Source organism: Paracraurococcus ruber, assembly GCF_004353985.1.
Classification (GTDB): Bacteria; Pseudomonadota; Alphaproteobacteria; order Acetobacterales; family Acetobacteraceae; genus Paracraurococcus; species Paracraurococcus ruber.
This window is the reverse complement of record NZ_SMOA01000129.1, coordinates 1-15074: the sequence shown is the minus strand read 5'-3', so window position 1 is coordinate 15074 and position 15074 is coordinate 1. Positions and strand designations below refer to the sequence as shown.

Here is a 15074-nt window from a genome sequence, read left to right as displayed (position 1 = left end):
CGCGCGCTGGCGGGCGCATGCGCCAGCGCCACGGCGCGCGCCAGCGCCGCGCCCGCCGCCGCCGGCAATTCCGGCGTCGGCAGCGGCGGCAGGCGGCGCAGCCAGGCCGCCGGCATCAGTTGATCTTCACCAGCGCGCCCTTCACCGTGAGGATGCCGCCGGCGCTCACCTCCCCCATCGCATCCGCCTTGAAATTCGCCATGGCGCCCTTGATGTCGAGCTGGCCGGTGGAGGACAGGCTGACCCCCGCCTTGCCGGTGCCGCTGAGCTTGGCATTGGCCGACAGCGCGATGTTGGAATTGGCGTCGAGGTCGAGGCTGGTCGCCGCCTTCAGCGCCACCGTGCCCTTGCTGCCCTCGATCGCGACGGACGCCGCCTTGATGGTGAGCTTGCCGGTCACCGTCAGCGTCATGTCGCCGCCGACCGTCAGGCTGTAGTCGCCCGAGACCTTATGGGTGAAGTCGCCGCTGTTTGTATGCGTCTCGTCACCCTTCACGGTGACGCTGCGCTTGCCCTTCGACACCGTCAGGCTCTCGTCGCCTTCCGAGACCGTGACCTTGCGGGCCTGCTTCACCGTCAGCGTGTCGTCATTGTCGATGCTGGTGGTGCGGTCATGGGTGATGGTCTCGGTGACGTCGTTCAGGACCTCGACCGTCAGGTCCTTCTGGGCGCGGAGATAGACTTCCTCGGAACCCGTCTTGTCCTCGAAGCGCAGCTCGTTGGCGGCGTCGGCCGCGCCCTTGGGGGAGCTCTTGGTGCGGATGGTGCTGCGCGTCTTGTTGGCCGGCATGGCATAGGGCAGCGTGCGTTCGGCATTGTGCACGGCGCCGATGACCAGCGGCTGGTCCGGGTCGCCGTCGAGGAAGCCGATGACGACCTCCGTCCCGACGCGCGGGGTGAAATGCGCGCCGAAGCCGGTGCCGGCCCAGCCCTGCACCACGCGCAGCCAGCAACTGGACGTGTCGTCCGCCTTGCCGACGCGGTCCCAGTGGAATTGCACCTTCACCCGGCCGTATTTGTCGGTGTGGATCTCCTCCCCCGCCGGGCCGGTGACGATGGCGGTCTGGGCGGAGGCGATGCGCGGCCGCGGCACCGCCGGCAGCGGCCGGAAGACGGTGGCGGCGGGCAGCGCCACCACCTCCGCCTCGTAGCAGTCGGGCGTCGCGTCCAAGGTCACCGACAGGACCGCCCAGGACCCGTTCAGCTCCGCCCGCGGATGGCCCGCCAGCGTGAAGCTCTGGCCGCAGGCCAGCGAGCGCAGCGAGCCGCGCAGCCGCAGCAGCTTCGCCGTCGCCTCATGCGCCGCGAGGCGGAGCTTGGCGAGCTTCTCCCCCGCCGCCGCGCTGGCGAAGCGGCCATCCCAGTCGTTCAGCAGCCGCTTGCTGCCGCTGCCGGCCGCCTTGGCGTAGAGCGCGGCGGAAGGCGTCTCGAAGCTCCAGGCATCGGTGCCGAAGGAATCCGGGCGCAGCCGCAATTCCAGCGCGCAATCGGCGGCCGCGTCATCCTCGAACCCCGCCCCGGCATCCGGGCGCCAGTGGATGGTGCTGGTCCCGGGCGTCGCGGTGTAGGCATTGGCGCTGTCCGCCAGCACCAGCGTATGCGCGCTTGTCGCATGGCTGAACCAGAAGCCGATCCCCTCATCCTCCAGCAGGCGGCGGATGAAGGCCAGGTCGCTCTCCCGCCATTGCACGCAGTAGTCCCGTGCCGTGTAGCCGGCGCTGAGGGATTTCTTCACCGCGGTCACGCCGCCGCCCGAGAGCACCTGCGTGGCGATGTCGACGGCCGAGAGCGACTGGAAGATCCGGCAATCGCCGGTGAGGTCGAGCAAGGCGAGCTTCGGTTCCAGCCGGGCGCGGAAGAAGGTGCGGCCCGGATCGGGCCAGGCGCCGCTGATGCCGAAGCCGGTCAGCACGCCATGGATGTGGCGCGTGGTCCCGTCCGCGGCCTTGATGGCGACCGACGCCTCCGTCCCGATCAGGGAGGCGCAGGAGGGCCCGGCGCCATTGGCATAGAGCTCGAGGTCGTAGGCGAAGGGCTCGCTCATCGCCTCCCGCCCGCGGATGCGGGAGAGCTGCAGGGCGCCTTCCCCCGCCGCGGTGGTGATGGAGAGGTATTGCGACCCCTGGCGCAGGTCCTGCGGCGCGCTCATGGCGCGGCCTCGAAGCGGCAGCGCACCTCGCCCGCCTGGTCGAGATCGACCGCGAGGGCGGCGAAGGCCTCGCCGCGGCCGAGCCGGAGCAGCACCGCCTCGGCCAGTTGCGGCAGCAGCAGGGTCTCCATCACCTGGTCGGCCAGGCGGGCGCCGCCGCCGGGCAGGGCCAGGCATTGCGCCAGCACGGCCTCCGCGATCGCCGGGGCGAAGGCGATGCGGGCGCGGTGCTGGGCCGCCAGCCGCGCCGCCACCTTGTCGAGCTTGAGGGCGACCACCTGCCGCACCGTGTCCGCCGCCAGCGGCAGGTAGGGCACGACAGTGCAGCGGGCCAGGAAGGCCGGCTTGAAGCGGGCCAGCAGGTCGGGGCGGATCGCTTCGGCCAGCGCCTCCGCGTCGCGTTCCCCGGCGGCGGCCAGCGCCTCGATCCGCTCGGCGCCCAGGTTGCTGGTCATGACGATGACGCTGTGGCGGAAATCCGCCTCCACGCCCTCGCTGTCCTCCAGCCGACCCTTGTCGAAGACCTGGTAGAACAGGTCGGTGACATCCGGATGCGCCTTCTCCAGCTCATCGAGCAGCACGACGGAATAGGGCTGGCGGCGCACCGCCTCGGTCAGCACGCCGCCCTGGCCATGGCCGACATAGCCGGGCGGCGCGCCCTTCAGCAGGGCGACGCTGTGCGGCTCTTGGAACTCGGACATGGCGATCGTCACCAGCCCGCGGTCCCCGCCGAACAGCAGGTCGGCCAGCGCCTGCGCCGTCTCGGTCTTGCCGACGCCGGTCGGGCCGCACAGCAGGAAAACGCCGGCCGGCTTGCCGGGGTCGGCCAGGCCGGCGCGCCAGCTGCGCAGCCGCCGGGCGATCGCGTCCAGCGCCTGGTCCTGGCCGACCACGCGGCGGGCCAGCGCCGGCGCGGCATCCAGCACCGCCGCCACCTCGTCCTGCAGCATCCGCCCGACCGGGATGCCGGTCCAGGCCGCGACGACCTCGCCCACCAGCCGCGCATCCACCTCGGCCGGGACCAGCGGCGCCGCGCCCTGCACCGCCGCCAGGTCCTGCCGCAGCGCGGCGAGGTCGAGGGCGGCGGGCGGCTCCGGCGCCGAGAGCAGCGCCTGCAGCGCCCGCACCAGGTCGCGCTCCCGCTCCCACCGCGCCGCCAGCGTCGCCTGCTCGCGCGCCAGGCCCTCCGCCTCCTCGGCCAGGGCCGCCAGGCGCGGGGCATGCGGCACGCCGGCCGCGGCTTCCCGCCGCAGCCGCGCAGCTTCCTCGGCGATCGCCGCCTGCCAGTCGGCCAGCGCCTGCAGCGCCGGCGGCCGCGCATCCCGCGCCACCGCGGCGCGGGCGCAGGCGGTGTCCAGCACCGACAGCGCCTTGTCCGGCTGCTGCCGGCCGCTGATGTAGCGGGAGCTGAGGCGGACGGCGGCCGCCACCGCCTCCTCCGTCACCCGGACGCGGTGATGCGCTTCGAGCCTGGCGGTCACGCCGCGCAGCATGCGGATCGCCACCGCCTCCGTCGGCTCCTCGACCTTCACCGGCTGGAAGCGGCGGGCCAGCGCCGGGTCCTTCTCGATGTGCCGCTTGTATTCCGCCCAGGTGGTGGCGGCGATGCAGCGCAGCTCCCCGCGCGCCAGGGCTGGCTTCAGCAGGTTGGCGGCATCGCCCTGGCCGGCCTGGCCGCCGGCGCCGATGAGCGTATGCGCCTCGTCCACGAAGAGGATGACCGGCGCGCGGGAGACGGCGGCGACCACCGATTTCAACCGCTGCTCGAATTCCCCCCGCACCCCGGCACCGGCCTGCAGCAGGCCGAGATCGAGGCTGCGGACGGCCATCCCACGCAGCGGCGCCGGCACCTCCCCGGCGGCGATGCGCTGCGCCAGCGCCTCGGCCACCGCGGTCTTGCCGACGCCCGGCTCCCCGACCAGCAGCGGGTTGTTCTGCCGCCGGCGCATCAGGATGTCGATCACCTGGGCCAGTTCCGCATCCCGCCCCAGGATCGGGTCCAGGCGGCCGGCACGGGCGAGGGCGGTGAGGTCGGTGGTGTACTGGTCCAGCTCGGGCCCCGGCGCCGCCGCCTCACCCGGGGCCAGCAGGCCGCGCAGCCGCGCCGCCAGCTCCTCCCGCGGGATGGTGAGCAAAGGCGGGCAGGCCTCCACCAGGGCGGAGCGGCAGGTGTCGCGCTGCAGGATGGCCAGCAGCAGCGCGCCCGGCCGCACCTGCGGCGCCTGCAGCGTGAGGGAGGCGACGACCCAGCCTTCCTCCACCGCGTCCAGCAGCACGGAATCGAGCGTCGGCGTGCGCGTCGCGCCCCGCGCCACCCCTTCCAGCGCCCGCTGCACCTGCCGCGCCAGCGCGTCCGGCGCCAGCCCGTATTCCGCCAGCACGCAGGCCCAGTCGGGATCCGGCGGGTCGAGGAATTGCAGCAGCAGGTGCTCGATCAGCACCGCGCCCTGCGTCGCGGCGGCGCAGGCATTGGCGGCGCGCTCCAGCGCCCGCTTCGCATCCGGCGCCAGCTTGCCGACGAGTTGGCGGATGTCGCGGCTCATGCCCGCGGTCCCTGGCGAGGCCCGCCGCACCGCCCATGCATGGCAAGCTCGCGCCGCGATGCCGGCGGCGTCGCCCGGCGGCGGGCAGTCTCCGCATTCCCTGCCGGCGGCGCCGGCGGCCGGTCCGGCGCGGCGGCCATGGGCTTCATGCGCCCGGCCCCCCGCCCAGCCGCACCGTGACCGGGCCGCGCGGCCGGCCGCGCAGGATGCTGGTCCAGCCGAGGCGCGCCGCGTCCCCCGGCCGGGTCGAGAGGCGGAGCGGCGGCACGGCATCCTGCCGGAGCATCAAGGCGAGCACGACATCCAGGTCCTCGGTCTTGTGGAAGCGAATGAGGGCGCGGAGGGCGGCATGCGCGGCGCCCCCCGGCAGCAGCGCCAGGTGCTGCGGCAGCGTCAGCGGCCCCAGCACGACGGCGAAGCGGCTGGCCGCATCCCAGGCCCGGCCGCCGAGCAGCGCGCCGCCGCCCAGCGCGCGGTGCCGGCCGGTGGCGCCGATGCGGGTGCGGTCGGCGGGGGCCAGCCGCAGCCAGCGCCCCTGGAAGGGCCGCACCGCGACCGGCACGCCGAATTGCCGCCGCAGCACCGCCTGCAGCGCGGCGGCGGAGCGGCTGCGGCCCAGCAGCAGCCCGGCATGCGGCAGCAGGGCGGCATCCGGTAGGTCCATGCGCCCGCGCAGCGCCGGCAGGCCGAGGCCGAGCAGGGCGAAGACGATCCGGCCCGCCGGGCCGTCCGCCGCCGCCAGCCCGGCTTGGCCCGGCCGCAGCCGCGCCTGGGCACGGACCCGGAGCGCGAAGAGCCGGTGTTCGAAGACGCCCAGGAATTCCTGCGCCGCCCGGTCGCCGCGGCGCAGGCGCTGCGCCAGTTCCTCGGTGATCCAGTCCGGCAGCGGGCCGTGATGGCCGAGCAGGCCGAAGGCGGAGGAGAGCAGCCGCGGCACCGCGTCCCAGGCCACCCGGTCGACCTCGGCCGGCGGGAAGCGGAGATGCGCCTGCGCCTGGTAGCGGAAGGCCTCGCGCGCCGGCGATGGCGCTTCCCCCATCGGCAGGCGGCCATCGCGGCGGCCGAAGCCGTCCAGCAGCGCGGCCACCTGCAGCAGGTCGCCTCCGCCGGCGGCCAGCGCTTCGCTCAGCCGAGCGGGGCGGCGCCGGTGCGCGGTGGCCATGCATGCCAGTCCCCGCCCCGCTGCTGGCTGCGGAGCGTCAGTTGGGTGAAGCCGTTGACCGAGGCGTGCAGCGCCAGGAAGCGGTCCAGCACCGCGCCCAGCAGCAGGGCGCTGCCGCCGGCGAACAGCCTTTCATCGACCGTGAGCGTGATGGCCAAGCCCTGCGCCAGCGCGCTGCGCACCCCCGTGCCGACCCGGCGGGTGACGCGGCGGCAGGTCATCTCCCGCAGGCCGAGCACCTGCTGCCGCGCCGCCGCATCGCCTTCCGCCGCGTGCAGCAGCAGGATCTCCCGCAGCGCCGCCAACGCCCCCGGCCCCTCCGCCAGGGAGAGGTGGTTGAGCGCGAACTGCGAGACCAGCCACCAGGCCGTCTCCCCGCCCTGGGGCGCCGGCCGCGGCGGGGTGGGGCGGGTGAGGCAGATGGCACGCGCGCCGCCCATCGGGTCGTCGAAGTCGAGCCGCGCGCCGGCCGGCACCTGGTCCGCCAGCAGGCGGTTGGTGCAGAGGCAATGCGCGACGAGGGTGAGCTCCGCCGGGCTGTCCGGACCGAGCCCGGGATCGCTGAGCGAGAGCCAGGCATCGCTGCCGCCCATGGCCCGCCGCGCCGCCGGGGCACGCCGCAGCAGCCAGCCGGCCGCCGGGTCCGCCCCGGCATGGCGGAGCGAGAAGAAGGGCGGGATGTCGCGCCAGGCCTCGGCCGCCGCGTCCCAGGCGCGCAGCCGGGTCACGCTGTGCACCTCCATCACCGGCTCCAGCCGCGCATCCGGCACCAGCCGGTGCTCGGCCTGGGTGTGGGAGAGGCGGAGCGGTTCCGCCACATGCTCAAACAGGTTCACCGCCGGCACGCAGCCGGGCAGCAGGCTGTCGGCGCCGAGCGCCAGCCGGCCGGGCGGCGCCGGCAGCAGGAACAGCACGTCGAGCGCCTGGCAGGGCGGCAGCGGCGGCAGCAGCAGGTCGACGAAGAGGAATTTCGCGGGGAAGGCGAAGTAGTCCCGCAGCAGCGCATGCGCCGGATGCACCGCGCAGGCGTCGGGCAGCAGCGCCTCCTCCTCGGCGAAGCCGGCGGGTCGCAGCGCCACGGCGGCGGGGCGGAGGATGGCGGCGCCACCCGCCGGCACGAAGGCGATGCGGTCGCAGCCGGCCAGCAGCACTTCCTGCAGCCGGGCCGCCGCGGCGGCGTCGCCGCCGAGGAAGAGCCGCAGCGCCTGCCCGCCCATCTCCGCCGCGGCGCCTTCCGCCAGGGTCAGCGGCAGGCGCAGCACCGCCGCCGCCGGATCGTTGTCGAGGAAGGGCCAGGCGCCGGTGTCGCGGCATTCCGGCATGCCGGCCAGGACGGGCCAGAGCCGCGCCGGGGCGCAGGTGCGGAAGCGGCAGCGCAGGTCGTCGCCGGTGCGGGCCGACAGCATGGCGCCGCGCGGCACCGCCAGCCCGCCGGGCGGCAGCGCCGGCGCGTCCAGCCGCAGGATCGCCGCCGCCGGCTGCGGCGCCGCCAGCTGCGGGTGCAGCAGGCCGAGCAGCGCGTCGGTCAGGCGGGGGAATTCGCCGTCGATCGCCCGTTGGATCCGGCCGGTGAGGAAGGCGACGCTCTCGATCAGCCGCTCGACATGCGGGTCGCTGCTGCCGTCCGGGCCCAATTCGAGCCGGCCGGCCACCTTGGGGAAGGCGGCGGCGAATTCCGCCCCCGCCTGCCGCAGGTAGTGCAGCTCCCGCTGGTAGTAGCCGAGAACCTCGTCGCGGGCGTCGCCCTGCCTCATGGCGCCGGTCTCATGCGGCGCGGCTCACGCCGCGTCCGCGAGCAGGTCCGCGGGGGCGTCGAGCGCCAGCTCGACCAGCACGGGCTCCGCCGCGTCGGCGAGGGCGAGGCGGCCGTGGATGCAAAGGCGCGCACGCCCTGCCTCGGTGGTCTCCCGCAGCTCGAGCCGCGGGTCGCGCAGCCGAGGCTCGAACCGCGCAAGCGCCTCCCGCACCGCCTCCAGCCAGGCGGCCTGCGCCCTGCCGTCGCGGCGCGGCAGGCCGGCGATGTCTGGCACGCCCCAGTCCAGCACCGTCAGCTCCGCCCCATGCCGCGCCGCGCGGCGGGCATCCAGCAGGTGGCCGAGATGCCGCGCCACGGATTGCCGCAGATCCGCTTCCGCCAGCAGCCGCGCATCGGCGCTGTCGGCGGCGCCGGGCTGCAGGTCGAAGAGCCGGTCGAACAGCGGCGGCCGGAGCCCCCGCTGCCGCGCCGGCACGTCCGGGCGACGCATCGCCGCCGCCCCGCGGTCAGGAATTCTTCTTGGCGAGCAGGTCCCAGGTCGCGGTGACGTTGCCCGCGATGGAGGACTTCTCGTCCTGGGTCTTGTAGGTGAACTTGATCTTGGTGAAGTTCAGCGTCAGGGATTCCGACATCTCCTCCCCGCCGCCGCTGCCGGCATAGCCGATATCGGCGATGATGGTGTTGCTCATCTCGACGGTGAGGAATTCCGACTTCGCCTGGCCGTCCACGTCGCCGGCCTTCAGGAAGTGCAGCTTGGTCACCGGCCAGGTATGCCCCTGGAACATCTTCGCCATCAGCTGCACGGAGGACAGGTCGACGAAGCGGGTCAGCGACACGTTGCTGATGTTGATGGTGCCGGTCGTGCGGTGCTTGTTCAGCGTGTAGTCCACCGGCTGGTTGCAGCTGAAGGAGAAGCCGTTGCACAGGATCATGTTCTTCACATAGCCTTCGACGGCCAGGTCGCCGTTGATGCCTTCGAGCTCGAGGATGATGTCGGGCATGGGAGCCTTCGCGGTGTCGAGGAGGGGAAGGGGCCGGCCGCCCGGGGGCGGCCGGCGTCAGGCGGGCGGAAGGGTCAGGCGGCCGGCGCCGGCAGCTCCGCCACCAGGCGGATGGACGCCGTCAGCTCCTCCAGCTGGAAATGCGGCCGCAGGAAGACCGTGGCGCGGTAGCTGCCCGGGCGGCCCGGCACCTCGCTGACATCGACGCGGCCCTCGCGCAGCGGCAGCCGCGCCTTGTCCTCATGCGCCGCCTCGTCCATCAGCAGGATGTATTCGGCGAGCCAGCGGTTGAGGTAGTTGGACAGCTGGCCGGCGGTGGAGAAGCTGCCGACCTTGTCCCGCACCATCACCTTCAGGTAGTGGGCGAAGCGCGACGCCGCGAGCATGTAGGTCAGCACCGCGGAAAGCCGGGCATTCGCATTCGCCTCGGCGGTGTCGTACAGCTTCGCCTTGTTGGCCGTCTGCGCGCCGAAGAAGGCGGCGTAGTCGGTGGACTTGCAGTGCACCAGCGGGATGAAGCCTAGGTCGGAGAGCTCCTTCTCCCGCCGGTCGGTGATGGCGACCTCGGTCGGGCATTTGTGCGCGACCTCGCCGTCATCGGTGCGGAAGACATGCGTCGGCAGGCCCTCGACCTTGCCGCCGCCCTCGACGCCGCGGATGGCGGCGCACCAGCCATGCTTGGCGAAGGCGGCGGTGATGCGCTCGGCCAGCGCCCAGGCGGCGTTGCCCCACAGGTACCGGCCGTGGTCGGTGCCGTCCACCTCCTCCTCGAAGCGCAGGCCGTCGACCGGCTTCGTCGCCTCCCCGTAGGGCAGGCGCATCAGGATGCGCGGCATGCACAGCCCGACATAGCGGCTGTCCTCCGCGTTGCGGAAGGACCGCCACTTGATCATCTCCGTCGTCTCGAAGATGTTCGCCAGGTCGCGCGGATCCGGCAGCTTGGTGAAGCTCTCGAGGCCGAACATCAGCGGGCTGGCGGCGGCGATGAAGGGCGCATGCGCGGCGGCGGCGACGTTGCTGATCTTCTCCAGCAGCTGCACGTCCTGCGGATGCCGGCCGAACTCGTAGTCGCCGACCAGCAGGCCGTAGGGCGTGCCGCCGAAGGTGCCGTACTCCTCCTCATAGACCTTCTTGAACAGCGCGGACTGGTCGAACTCGACCGCCTTCTCCAGGTCCTGCGCCAGCTCGGACTTCGAGACGTTGAGGACGCGCAGCTTCAGGGTCGGCCCGGTCTCGCTGCGCGACACCAAGTGGTGCAGGCCGCGCCAGCTGGCCTCCAGCGCCTGGAACTCGGCGTCGTGCATGATCTCGTTCAGCTGGGCGGAGATCAGCCGGTCGATCTCGGCGATGCGGAGCTTGATGCTCTCGACCACGTCGCCCTGGACCTTGCCGCCTTCGGCCAGCACCTGGTCGACGAATTCGGCGACCAGGTCGCGGGCATGGTCGCGCTGGGAGGGTTCGAGCGCGAGGCGCCCCTCATCCAGGATGCTGTCCAGCAGGGTGGCGGCGGGGGCGGCCGCCGTGGAGGTGTCGTTGGGCACGGTGGGTCTCCTTCGGGCGGGGGCTCAGGCGGCCGGGGCCGGGTTGTCGGCCGCGAGCAGGCCGCGCAGCTCCGCCTGCTTCTCGGTGCTGCCGATCACGTCGTTCAGCATCCGGTCCAGCTCGTCGTTGCCGTCCAGCTTCGCCAGCAGGTCGTTCAGCTTCTGCCGGGCGCCGTACAGCTTCGCCAGCGCCGGCACCTGCTTCAGCACCGCCACCGGCTCGAAGCTGTCGATCTCGGTGAAGGTCAGCGCGACGTTCAGCTTGCTGCCGTCGTCCTGCAGCATGTTCGGCACCTGGAAGGCCAGGCGCGGCGCGATGCCGGTCATCACGTCGTTGAAGTTGTCGCGGTCGATCTCGACGAATTTGCGCGCCTTCAGCTTCGGCAGCGGCGTATCGGCGCTGCGCTTGCCCGACAGGTCGGCCATGATGCCGACCAGGAAGGGCAGCTCCTTCTTCTCGATCGCGCCGCCGGTCTCGACATCGTAGGTGATCTGCACGCGCGGCGGTCGCACCCGCCCAAGCTTCTTCTGCGTGCTCTCGCTCATGCCGGAAATCTCCTTGCGCAGCCAGGTGGCGCTCCCCGGGCGACACCATCGGCGGCGCGGGTGAATCCGGCGTTAGCCGCCCCGCTCGGCGCAGAGGATGCTGGCGCGATAGGTCATCGCCGCGCGGGCATGCAGCCGCAGCGTCCAGTCCAGCTCCCGCGCCGGGGCCAGCGGCCGCAGCCCGGCCGCGTCGAGCAGCTCGGCCAGCGCCGGCGTCGGCTCGCGCTGCGCGCGGGCGCCCGGCCAGGCCTCGGCCGGGGTGGCGTTGGGCGACCAGTCGAAGGGCGTGCCGACCAGCGCCACGCCGCCGGGCCGCAGCAGCCGCGCGATCGCCGCCAGCAGCCCGCGCGGATCGGCGACGCAGTCCAGCAGGTTCAGCGCCACCACCAGCCGGGCGCAGCCGGCCGGCAGGGGCGGCGCCATGGCGTCGGCGATCCATGTCTCGGCCAGCGTGGCGGGCGGCGGCACCGCCACCTGCCGCAGCGCGAATTCGGTGCCCTGCAGCCGCAGCGGGTAGCGCGCCAGCCCCTGCTGCAGCGCCCGCTGGGCGATGCGCGCCAGGGGCGCCGAGAGGTCGAGGCCGAGGACCGGCGCGCGCGCGATGTCGGCCAGGGCATGCGTCACGCCGCCGGCGGCGCAGCCCAGTTCCAGCACCAGGCCGGGGCCGTCCGGCAGGGCGGGCAGCGCCGCCTCCAGCAGGCGGCGGGCGCTGCCGGGCGCCGGCCAGCCGGGATCGGCGGGGTCATGCGCCCCCCAATGGTCGCGCCCATAGGTCGAGGCATAGTGCCGCGCCGCGTCGAACCAGCCGCCGGGCGGCATGTGCCGGCCGATCGCATCCTCCACCGCCTCGGGCAGGTCGTCCCGCGCCAGCAGATACGCGCCGGCCTCGCCCAGGTAGCGGCCCGGATCGGCGACCAGGACGGGGACGCCGCCCACCACCGGATAGGCGGTGCCGCAGGCGGCGCAGGCCAGCACGCCATGGTCCACCCGGCCGGCGCTGCCCTGCCAGCCAGGCTCGAGCGCCAGGGGCGGTGCGGCCCCGGCACAGCGCGGGCAGCAGGGGGCGAAGGCCTCCAGCGCGGCGAGCCGCACGGCCTAGCGCCCACCGCGCCCGCAGGGGCGCCCGGGGATGACGGGGAAGGTCCGGCCGGCCATGGCGGGCGCGGTCGGCGGGCGCGAATGCGGCATGCCCTAGCCGCCGATCAGCACGGTGGGGCAGCCGGGCGGCTGGATGGTGCCGGTCGGTGCCGGCAGCGGCGCGACGCAGCTGGCATGCAGCGTCATGTCGCCCACGCGGGCGGCCGGCAGCCCGCCGATCAGCACGGTGGCGGAGCCGAGCGAGACCATCCCCGGCCCGCCCGGCACGCAGCCCGGCAGCAGGCAGGGCGCGGTCTGGCTGGTCAGCGTCGCCGCCGGCATGTTGCCGATCAGCACGGTGGGCGCGCCCTTCAGGATGGGCAGCGGCAGGCCGGGATGCGGGCAGGCGGTCGGCACCGGCGCCGCCGGATGCATCGGCGCATGGCAATGCGGCGCATCCTGCTTGACCATGTCGCCCAGCCGGGCGGCCGGCTTGCCCATGCGGCTAGTCCGCCTGCCGGGCGATGCGCAGCAGGCGGAAGGGCCCGCCTTCCTCCTGCATCAGCTCGGCCAGCAGCTCCGGCAGGGCCATGCGGCCCCAGCCGATGGCGCGGCGCAGCAGCGGCGGCACCGGGCTGTGCGGCTCGATCCGTTCCAGATAGGCCGCCACCTCCTCCAGCAGCTGGTAAGCGGCTTCCCGGTCCGGGATCGGGCCATGAGGCAGGTCACTGGGCAGGCCATTGGGCAGGCGGGGCGGCAGGGCGTCCATGGGGCGGGGCTCCGTCGGGGCGGGCGGCGAGGGCCGGGCTTCGGGCGGGGCGGGCAGCGGCGCCACGGCTTCCTCGGCCGGCACGCCGCGGCCCAGCACCTCGGCATGCAGGAAGGCGCGCTGGGCGGAGAGGGTGGCGCGCAGGTCGGCGAAGGCGGGCAGGGTGGCGGCGCCGACGCCGCGCAGCGCGGCCAGCACCCCGTCCACCGCCGCTTCCGCCCGTAGCACGCCCAGTAGCATCTCCCGGTAGGCGGCGGTCGGCGTGCGGGCGACCGCCTTGGCCAGCGCCGCAGCGCGCTCCTCCTCCTCGGGCGAGAGGCGGTGCGGCCCGGCGCGCCGCCGCTGCAGGGAGGCATGGTCGTGCCAGGTCGGCGGCGGCTCCCCGGCCGTCGCCATGGGCTGCAGCATCAGCCGCTCGGGCAGCCTGGCGTCCAGCCAGTCCAGCACCGCGGCGCGGGCATCATCCTCCGGGTCGTCGCCCGGGGCGGGCCAGAGGAAGGGCCAGAAGCGCTTCACCAGCCCTTCCAGCAGGGCGAAGCCGGCGGCCAGCCCGGGCGGGCCGTGCCGCACCGCCAGCGCCTCCGCCAGCCAGGCGGCGAGCTGGAGGTCCTTGCTGCCGGTCGCCAGCATCTCCTGCGCGCGGGCGATCACCTGCGGCCAGTCGGCCTGCTTCAGCTTGCTGCGCCAGACGCCGCGCGGCGCCTGCGCGTCATCCTCCCGCCGCAGGTCGCGGATCTCGTCGAAGACCGGGTCGTCGCGCAGGCAGGGGCCGCCGGGCAGGGCGCCGGGGATGGGCTGCAGCAGCGCCTCGAGGTCGAGCAGGGCCATGGCGGGTCTCCTCAGCGGCCGGCGCGCGGGCGGCGCGGGGCCCGGCGGGGCGGGGCCGGCCTCATGGCCCGGCCGCGGCCAGCCGGCCGGGCGCGCTGCCGGGCCAGACGGTGGGGAAGGCGGGCAGCGGGATGCGCGCCCCGCCGGCGGCGATGCCGAGCCCGGCGAAGACCCGCGCCGCCGGGCCGCTGCCGGCCGCGGTGCCGGACTCGGCGGTCTGCACCTCGATGGCCAGCACCGGGCCGGGATCGCCCGGCGTCGCCTGCCAGTCTCCCGCCATGGGCGCCAGGCGGCGCGCCAGCGTCACCAGCGCCCAGGGATCGCGGGCGGCGATGGTCACCAGGCCGGCCTCCGCCCGCGGCCCGCCCGGCAGCACCTGCACCGGCTGCAGCGGCGCGTTGCGGGCCCAGCGGAGGGAGAGGGTCAGCGGGTCGCCGATGCGCCAGGGCACCGGCCGCGGCGGGCCCATGCTGCTGGTTGTGGCGGCGCGGCCGGCGAGGCGCCATTCGATGATGGCGTCGCCGCCCTGCTCCTGCTCCGGCAGCAGGCGGAATTGCGGGGTCAGCGTCAGGCCCGGTTCCGCCCCCTCCAGCCCCGCCAGCGGGCGGAGGAAGGCGCGGGCCTGGCGCAGCTGCTCGATCACCCGCCGCATCTCCGCGGCCAGCGTGGGGTCGGCCGGCAGGGCGGCCAGCGTGGCGGCCGCCTTGTTGTCGAAATCGGCGTAGAATTCCGCCACCTGCTGCACCGTCGCATAGGGCCCGCGCTCGGCGGCCGAGAGCGGCGCGAAGGGCCAGCGCCCGGCCAGCAGCCGGCCGAAGGATTCGCCCAGCGAGTCCCAGGCGCCGGTGCCGCGCGCCTCCGCCTCCCGCCGGCAGAGCGCGCGGACGCGGGTGCGCAGCCGCGCCGCCTGTTCGGCGAACCAGTCGCCGCCGTTGCGCGCCGCCAGGTCGGCGCAGGCGGCGGGCGTCAGCGCCGGCAGGTCCTGCGCCACCAGCCGTTCCAGCGCGGCGAGGGTGCCGGGCCGGCCCTGGGCATGGCGCTGCAGTTCCTCCGCCACGCCGCGCCAGCGGGCGGCCAGCGGCAGGGCGCCGGCGGCGCCCAGATCCGGCGCCGAGAGCGTCGCCAGCACCGGCGCGGCAAGGCCGGCGAGGCGCTGCAGCCGCTCCCTCTCCCGCGCCAGTAGGCCGGGCAGCAGCGCCGCGTCGGACAGCGCGTAGAGCGCGGCGAGGTCGAGCTTCCCCTCCGCCCAGCCGAGCTGCGCCGCGACCGGCGGCTGGTAGGCGCTGCCGGCATCCAGCAGCAGCCAGGCGCTGTCCAGCAGCCGCTGGGAGGGCTGCGCGACCGCCTCGGCCAGGGCCGCGGCATCGGCCGCGGCGCCGGCGGCCCGCAGCCCGCCGACCAGGCGCAGCAGGACAGGATGCGCGGCGCGCGCCGCCTCCAGCGCCGGCACCAGGTCGCGCCCGCTTTCGGCGGGCAGCTGCGCCCGCGCGACCGCGCCGCGCAGCCCTGCGGCCAGCCCTTCCTGCGCCGCCTGGCGGATGCCCTGCCGCAAGGGCTCCGGCAGCTCCGGCAGGTCGCGCACCAGGAACAGCGCATGGTCGTCGAGGCCGGTGGCCGCCTGTTCCAGCGCCGCCACGTCCCAGCGGACCAGGCCGGCGCGCGGCGGCGGGGCCGGCAGGGCGGCGGCGCGCAGGAAGGGGCG

General features: G+C 74.9%; 12 protein-coding genes. All 12 read right to left on the bottom strand.

Annotated features, from left to right (window positions below):
* Positions 1 to 115: 115 nt before the first annotated feature.
* Positions 116 to 2149 carry a type VI secretion system Vgr family protein gene (locus E2C05_RS19870; protein ID WP_133221398.1) on the bottom strand — a complete coding sequence of 678 codons (2034 nt, stop codon included), beginning with the start codon at positions 2147 to 2149 and terminating at the stop codon, positions 116 to 118.
* Entirely contained in the window at positions 2146 to 4692 is a 2547-nt protein-coding gene (gene tssH, locus E2C05_RS19865) for a type VI secretion system ATPase TssH (RefSeq protein WP_133221397.1), read from the bottom strand. Before tssH ends, E2C05_RS19870 begins: the two co-directional genes overlap by 4 nt.
* Before the next feature lie 145 nt (positions 4693 to 4837).
* The gene (tssG, locus tag E2C05_RS19860) at positions 4838 to 5854 is read right to left on the bottom strand and encodes a type VI secretion system baseplate subunit TssG (RefSeq protein WP_133221396.1); all 1017 of its coding nucleotides are present in this window, start codon (positions 5852 to 5854) and stop codon (positions 4838 to 4840) included.
* Entirely contained in the window at positions 5818 to 7608 is a 1791-nt protein-coding gene (gene tssF / locus E2C05_RS19855; protein WP_133221395.1) for a type VI secretion system baseplate subunit TssF, read from the bottom strand. Before tssF ends, tssG begins: the two co-directional genes overlap by 37 nt.
* 24 nt (positions 7609 to 7632) lie before the next feature.
* Positions 7633 to 8100, bottom strand: a complete 468-nt coding sequence (gene tssE, locus E2C05_RS19850) for a type VI secretion system baseplate subunit TssE (RefSeq protein WP_133221394.1) — start codon at positions 8098 to 8100, stop codon at positions 7633 to 7635.
* A 16-nt stretch (positions 8101 to 8116) separates the two neighbouring features.
* Positions 8117 to 8611 (bottom strand): Hcp family type VI secretion system effector, encoded by a 495-nt coding sequence (locus tag E2C05_RS19845; protein WP_133221393.1) that lies wholly within the window; start codon positions 8609 to 8611, stop codon positions 8117 to 8119.
* Between the two features lie 74 nt (positions 8612 to 8685).
* Positions 8686 to 10152, bottom strand: a complete 1467-nt coding sequence (gene tssC / locus E2C05_RS19840; protein WP_133221392.1) for a type VI secretion system contractile sheath large subunit — start codon at positions 10150 to 10152, stop codon at positions 8686 to 8688.
* A gap of 24 nt (positions 10153 to 10176) precedes the next feature.
* Complete coding sequence (tssB, locus tag E2C05_RS19835; RefSeq protein WP_133221391.1) at positions 10177 to 10698, bottom strand: type VI secretion system contractile sheath small subunit; 522 nt, start codon at positions 10696 to 10698, stop codon at positions 10177 to 10179.
* A 72-nt stretch (positions 10699 to 10770) separates the two neighbouring features.
* On the bottom strand, positions 10771 to 11790 hold the full coding sequence (locus E2C05_RS19830) for a class I SAM-dependent methyltransferase (RefSeq protein WP_133221390.1): 1020 nt from the start codon (positions 11788 to 11790) through the stop codon (positions 10771 to 10773).
* A 99-nt stretch (positions 11791 to 11889) separates the two neighbouring features.
* On the bottom strand, positions 11890 to 12276 hold the full coding sequence (locus tag E2C05_RS19825; protein ID WP_133221389.1) for a PAAR domain-containing protein: 387 nt from the start codon (positions 12274 to 12276) through the stop codon (positions 11890 to 11892).
* Between the two features lie 4 nt (positions 12277 to 12280).
* Positions 12281 to 13372 carry a type VI secretion system protein TssA gene (gene tssA / locus E2C05_RS19820; RefSeq protein WP_133221388.1) on the bottom strand — a complete coding sequence of 364 codons (1092 nt, stop codon included), beginning with the start codon at positions 13370 to 13372 and terminating at the stop codon, positions 12281 to 12283.
* A gap of 61 nt (positions 13373 to 13433) precedes the next feature.
* Positions 13434 to 15074, bottom strand: a 1641-nt coding sequence (locus tag E2C05_RS33195) for a hypothetical protein (RefSeq protein WP_158292249.1), incomplete at its 5' end; no start/stop codon positions are given.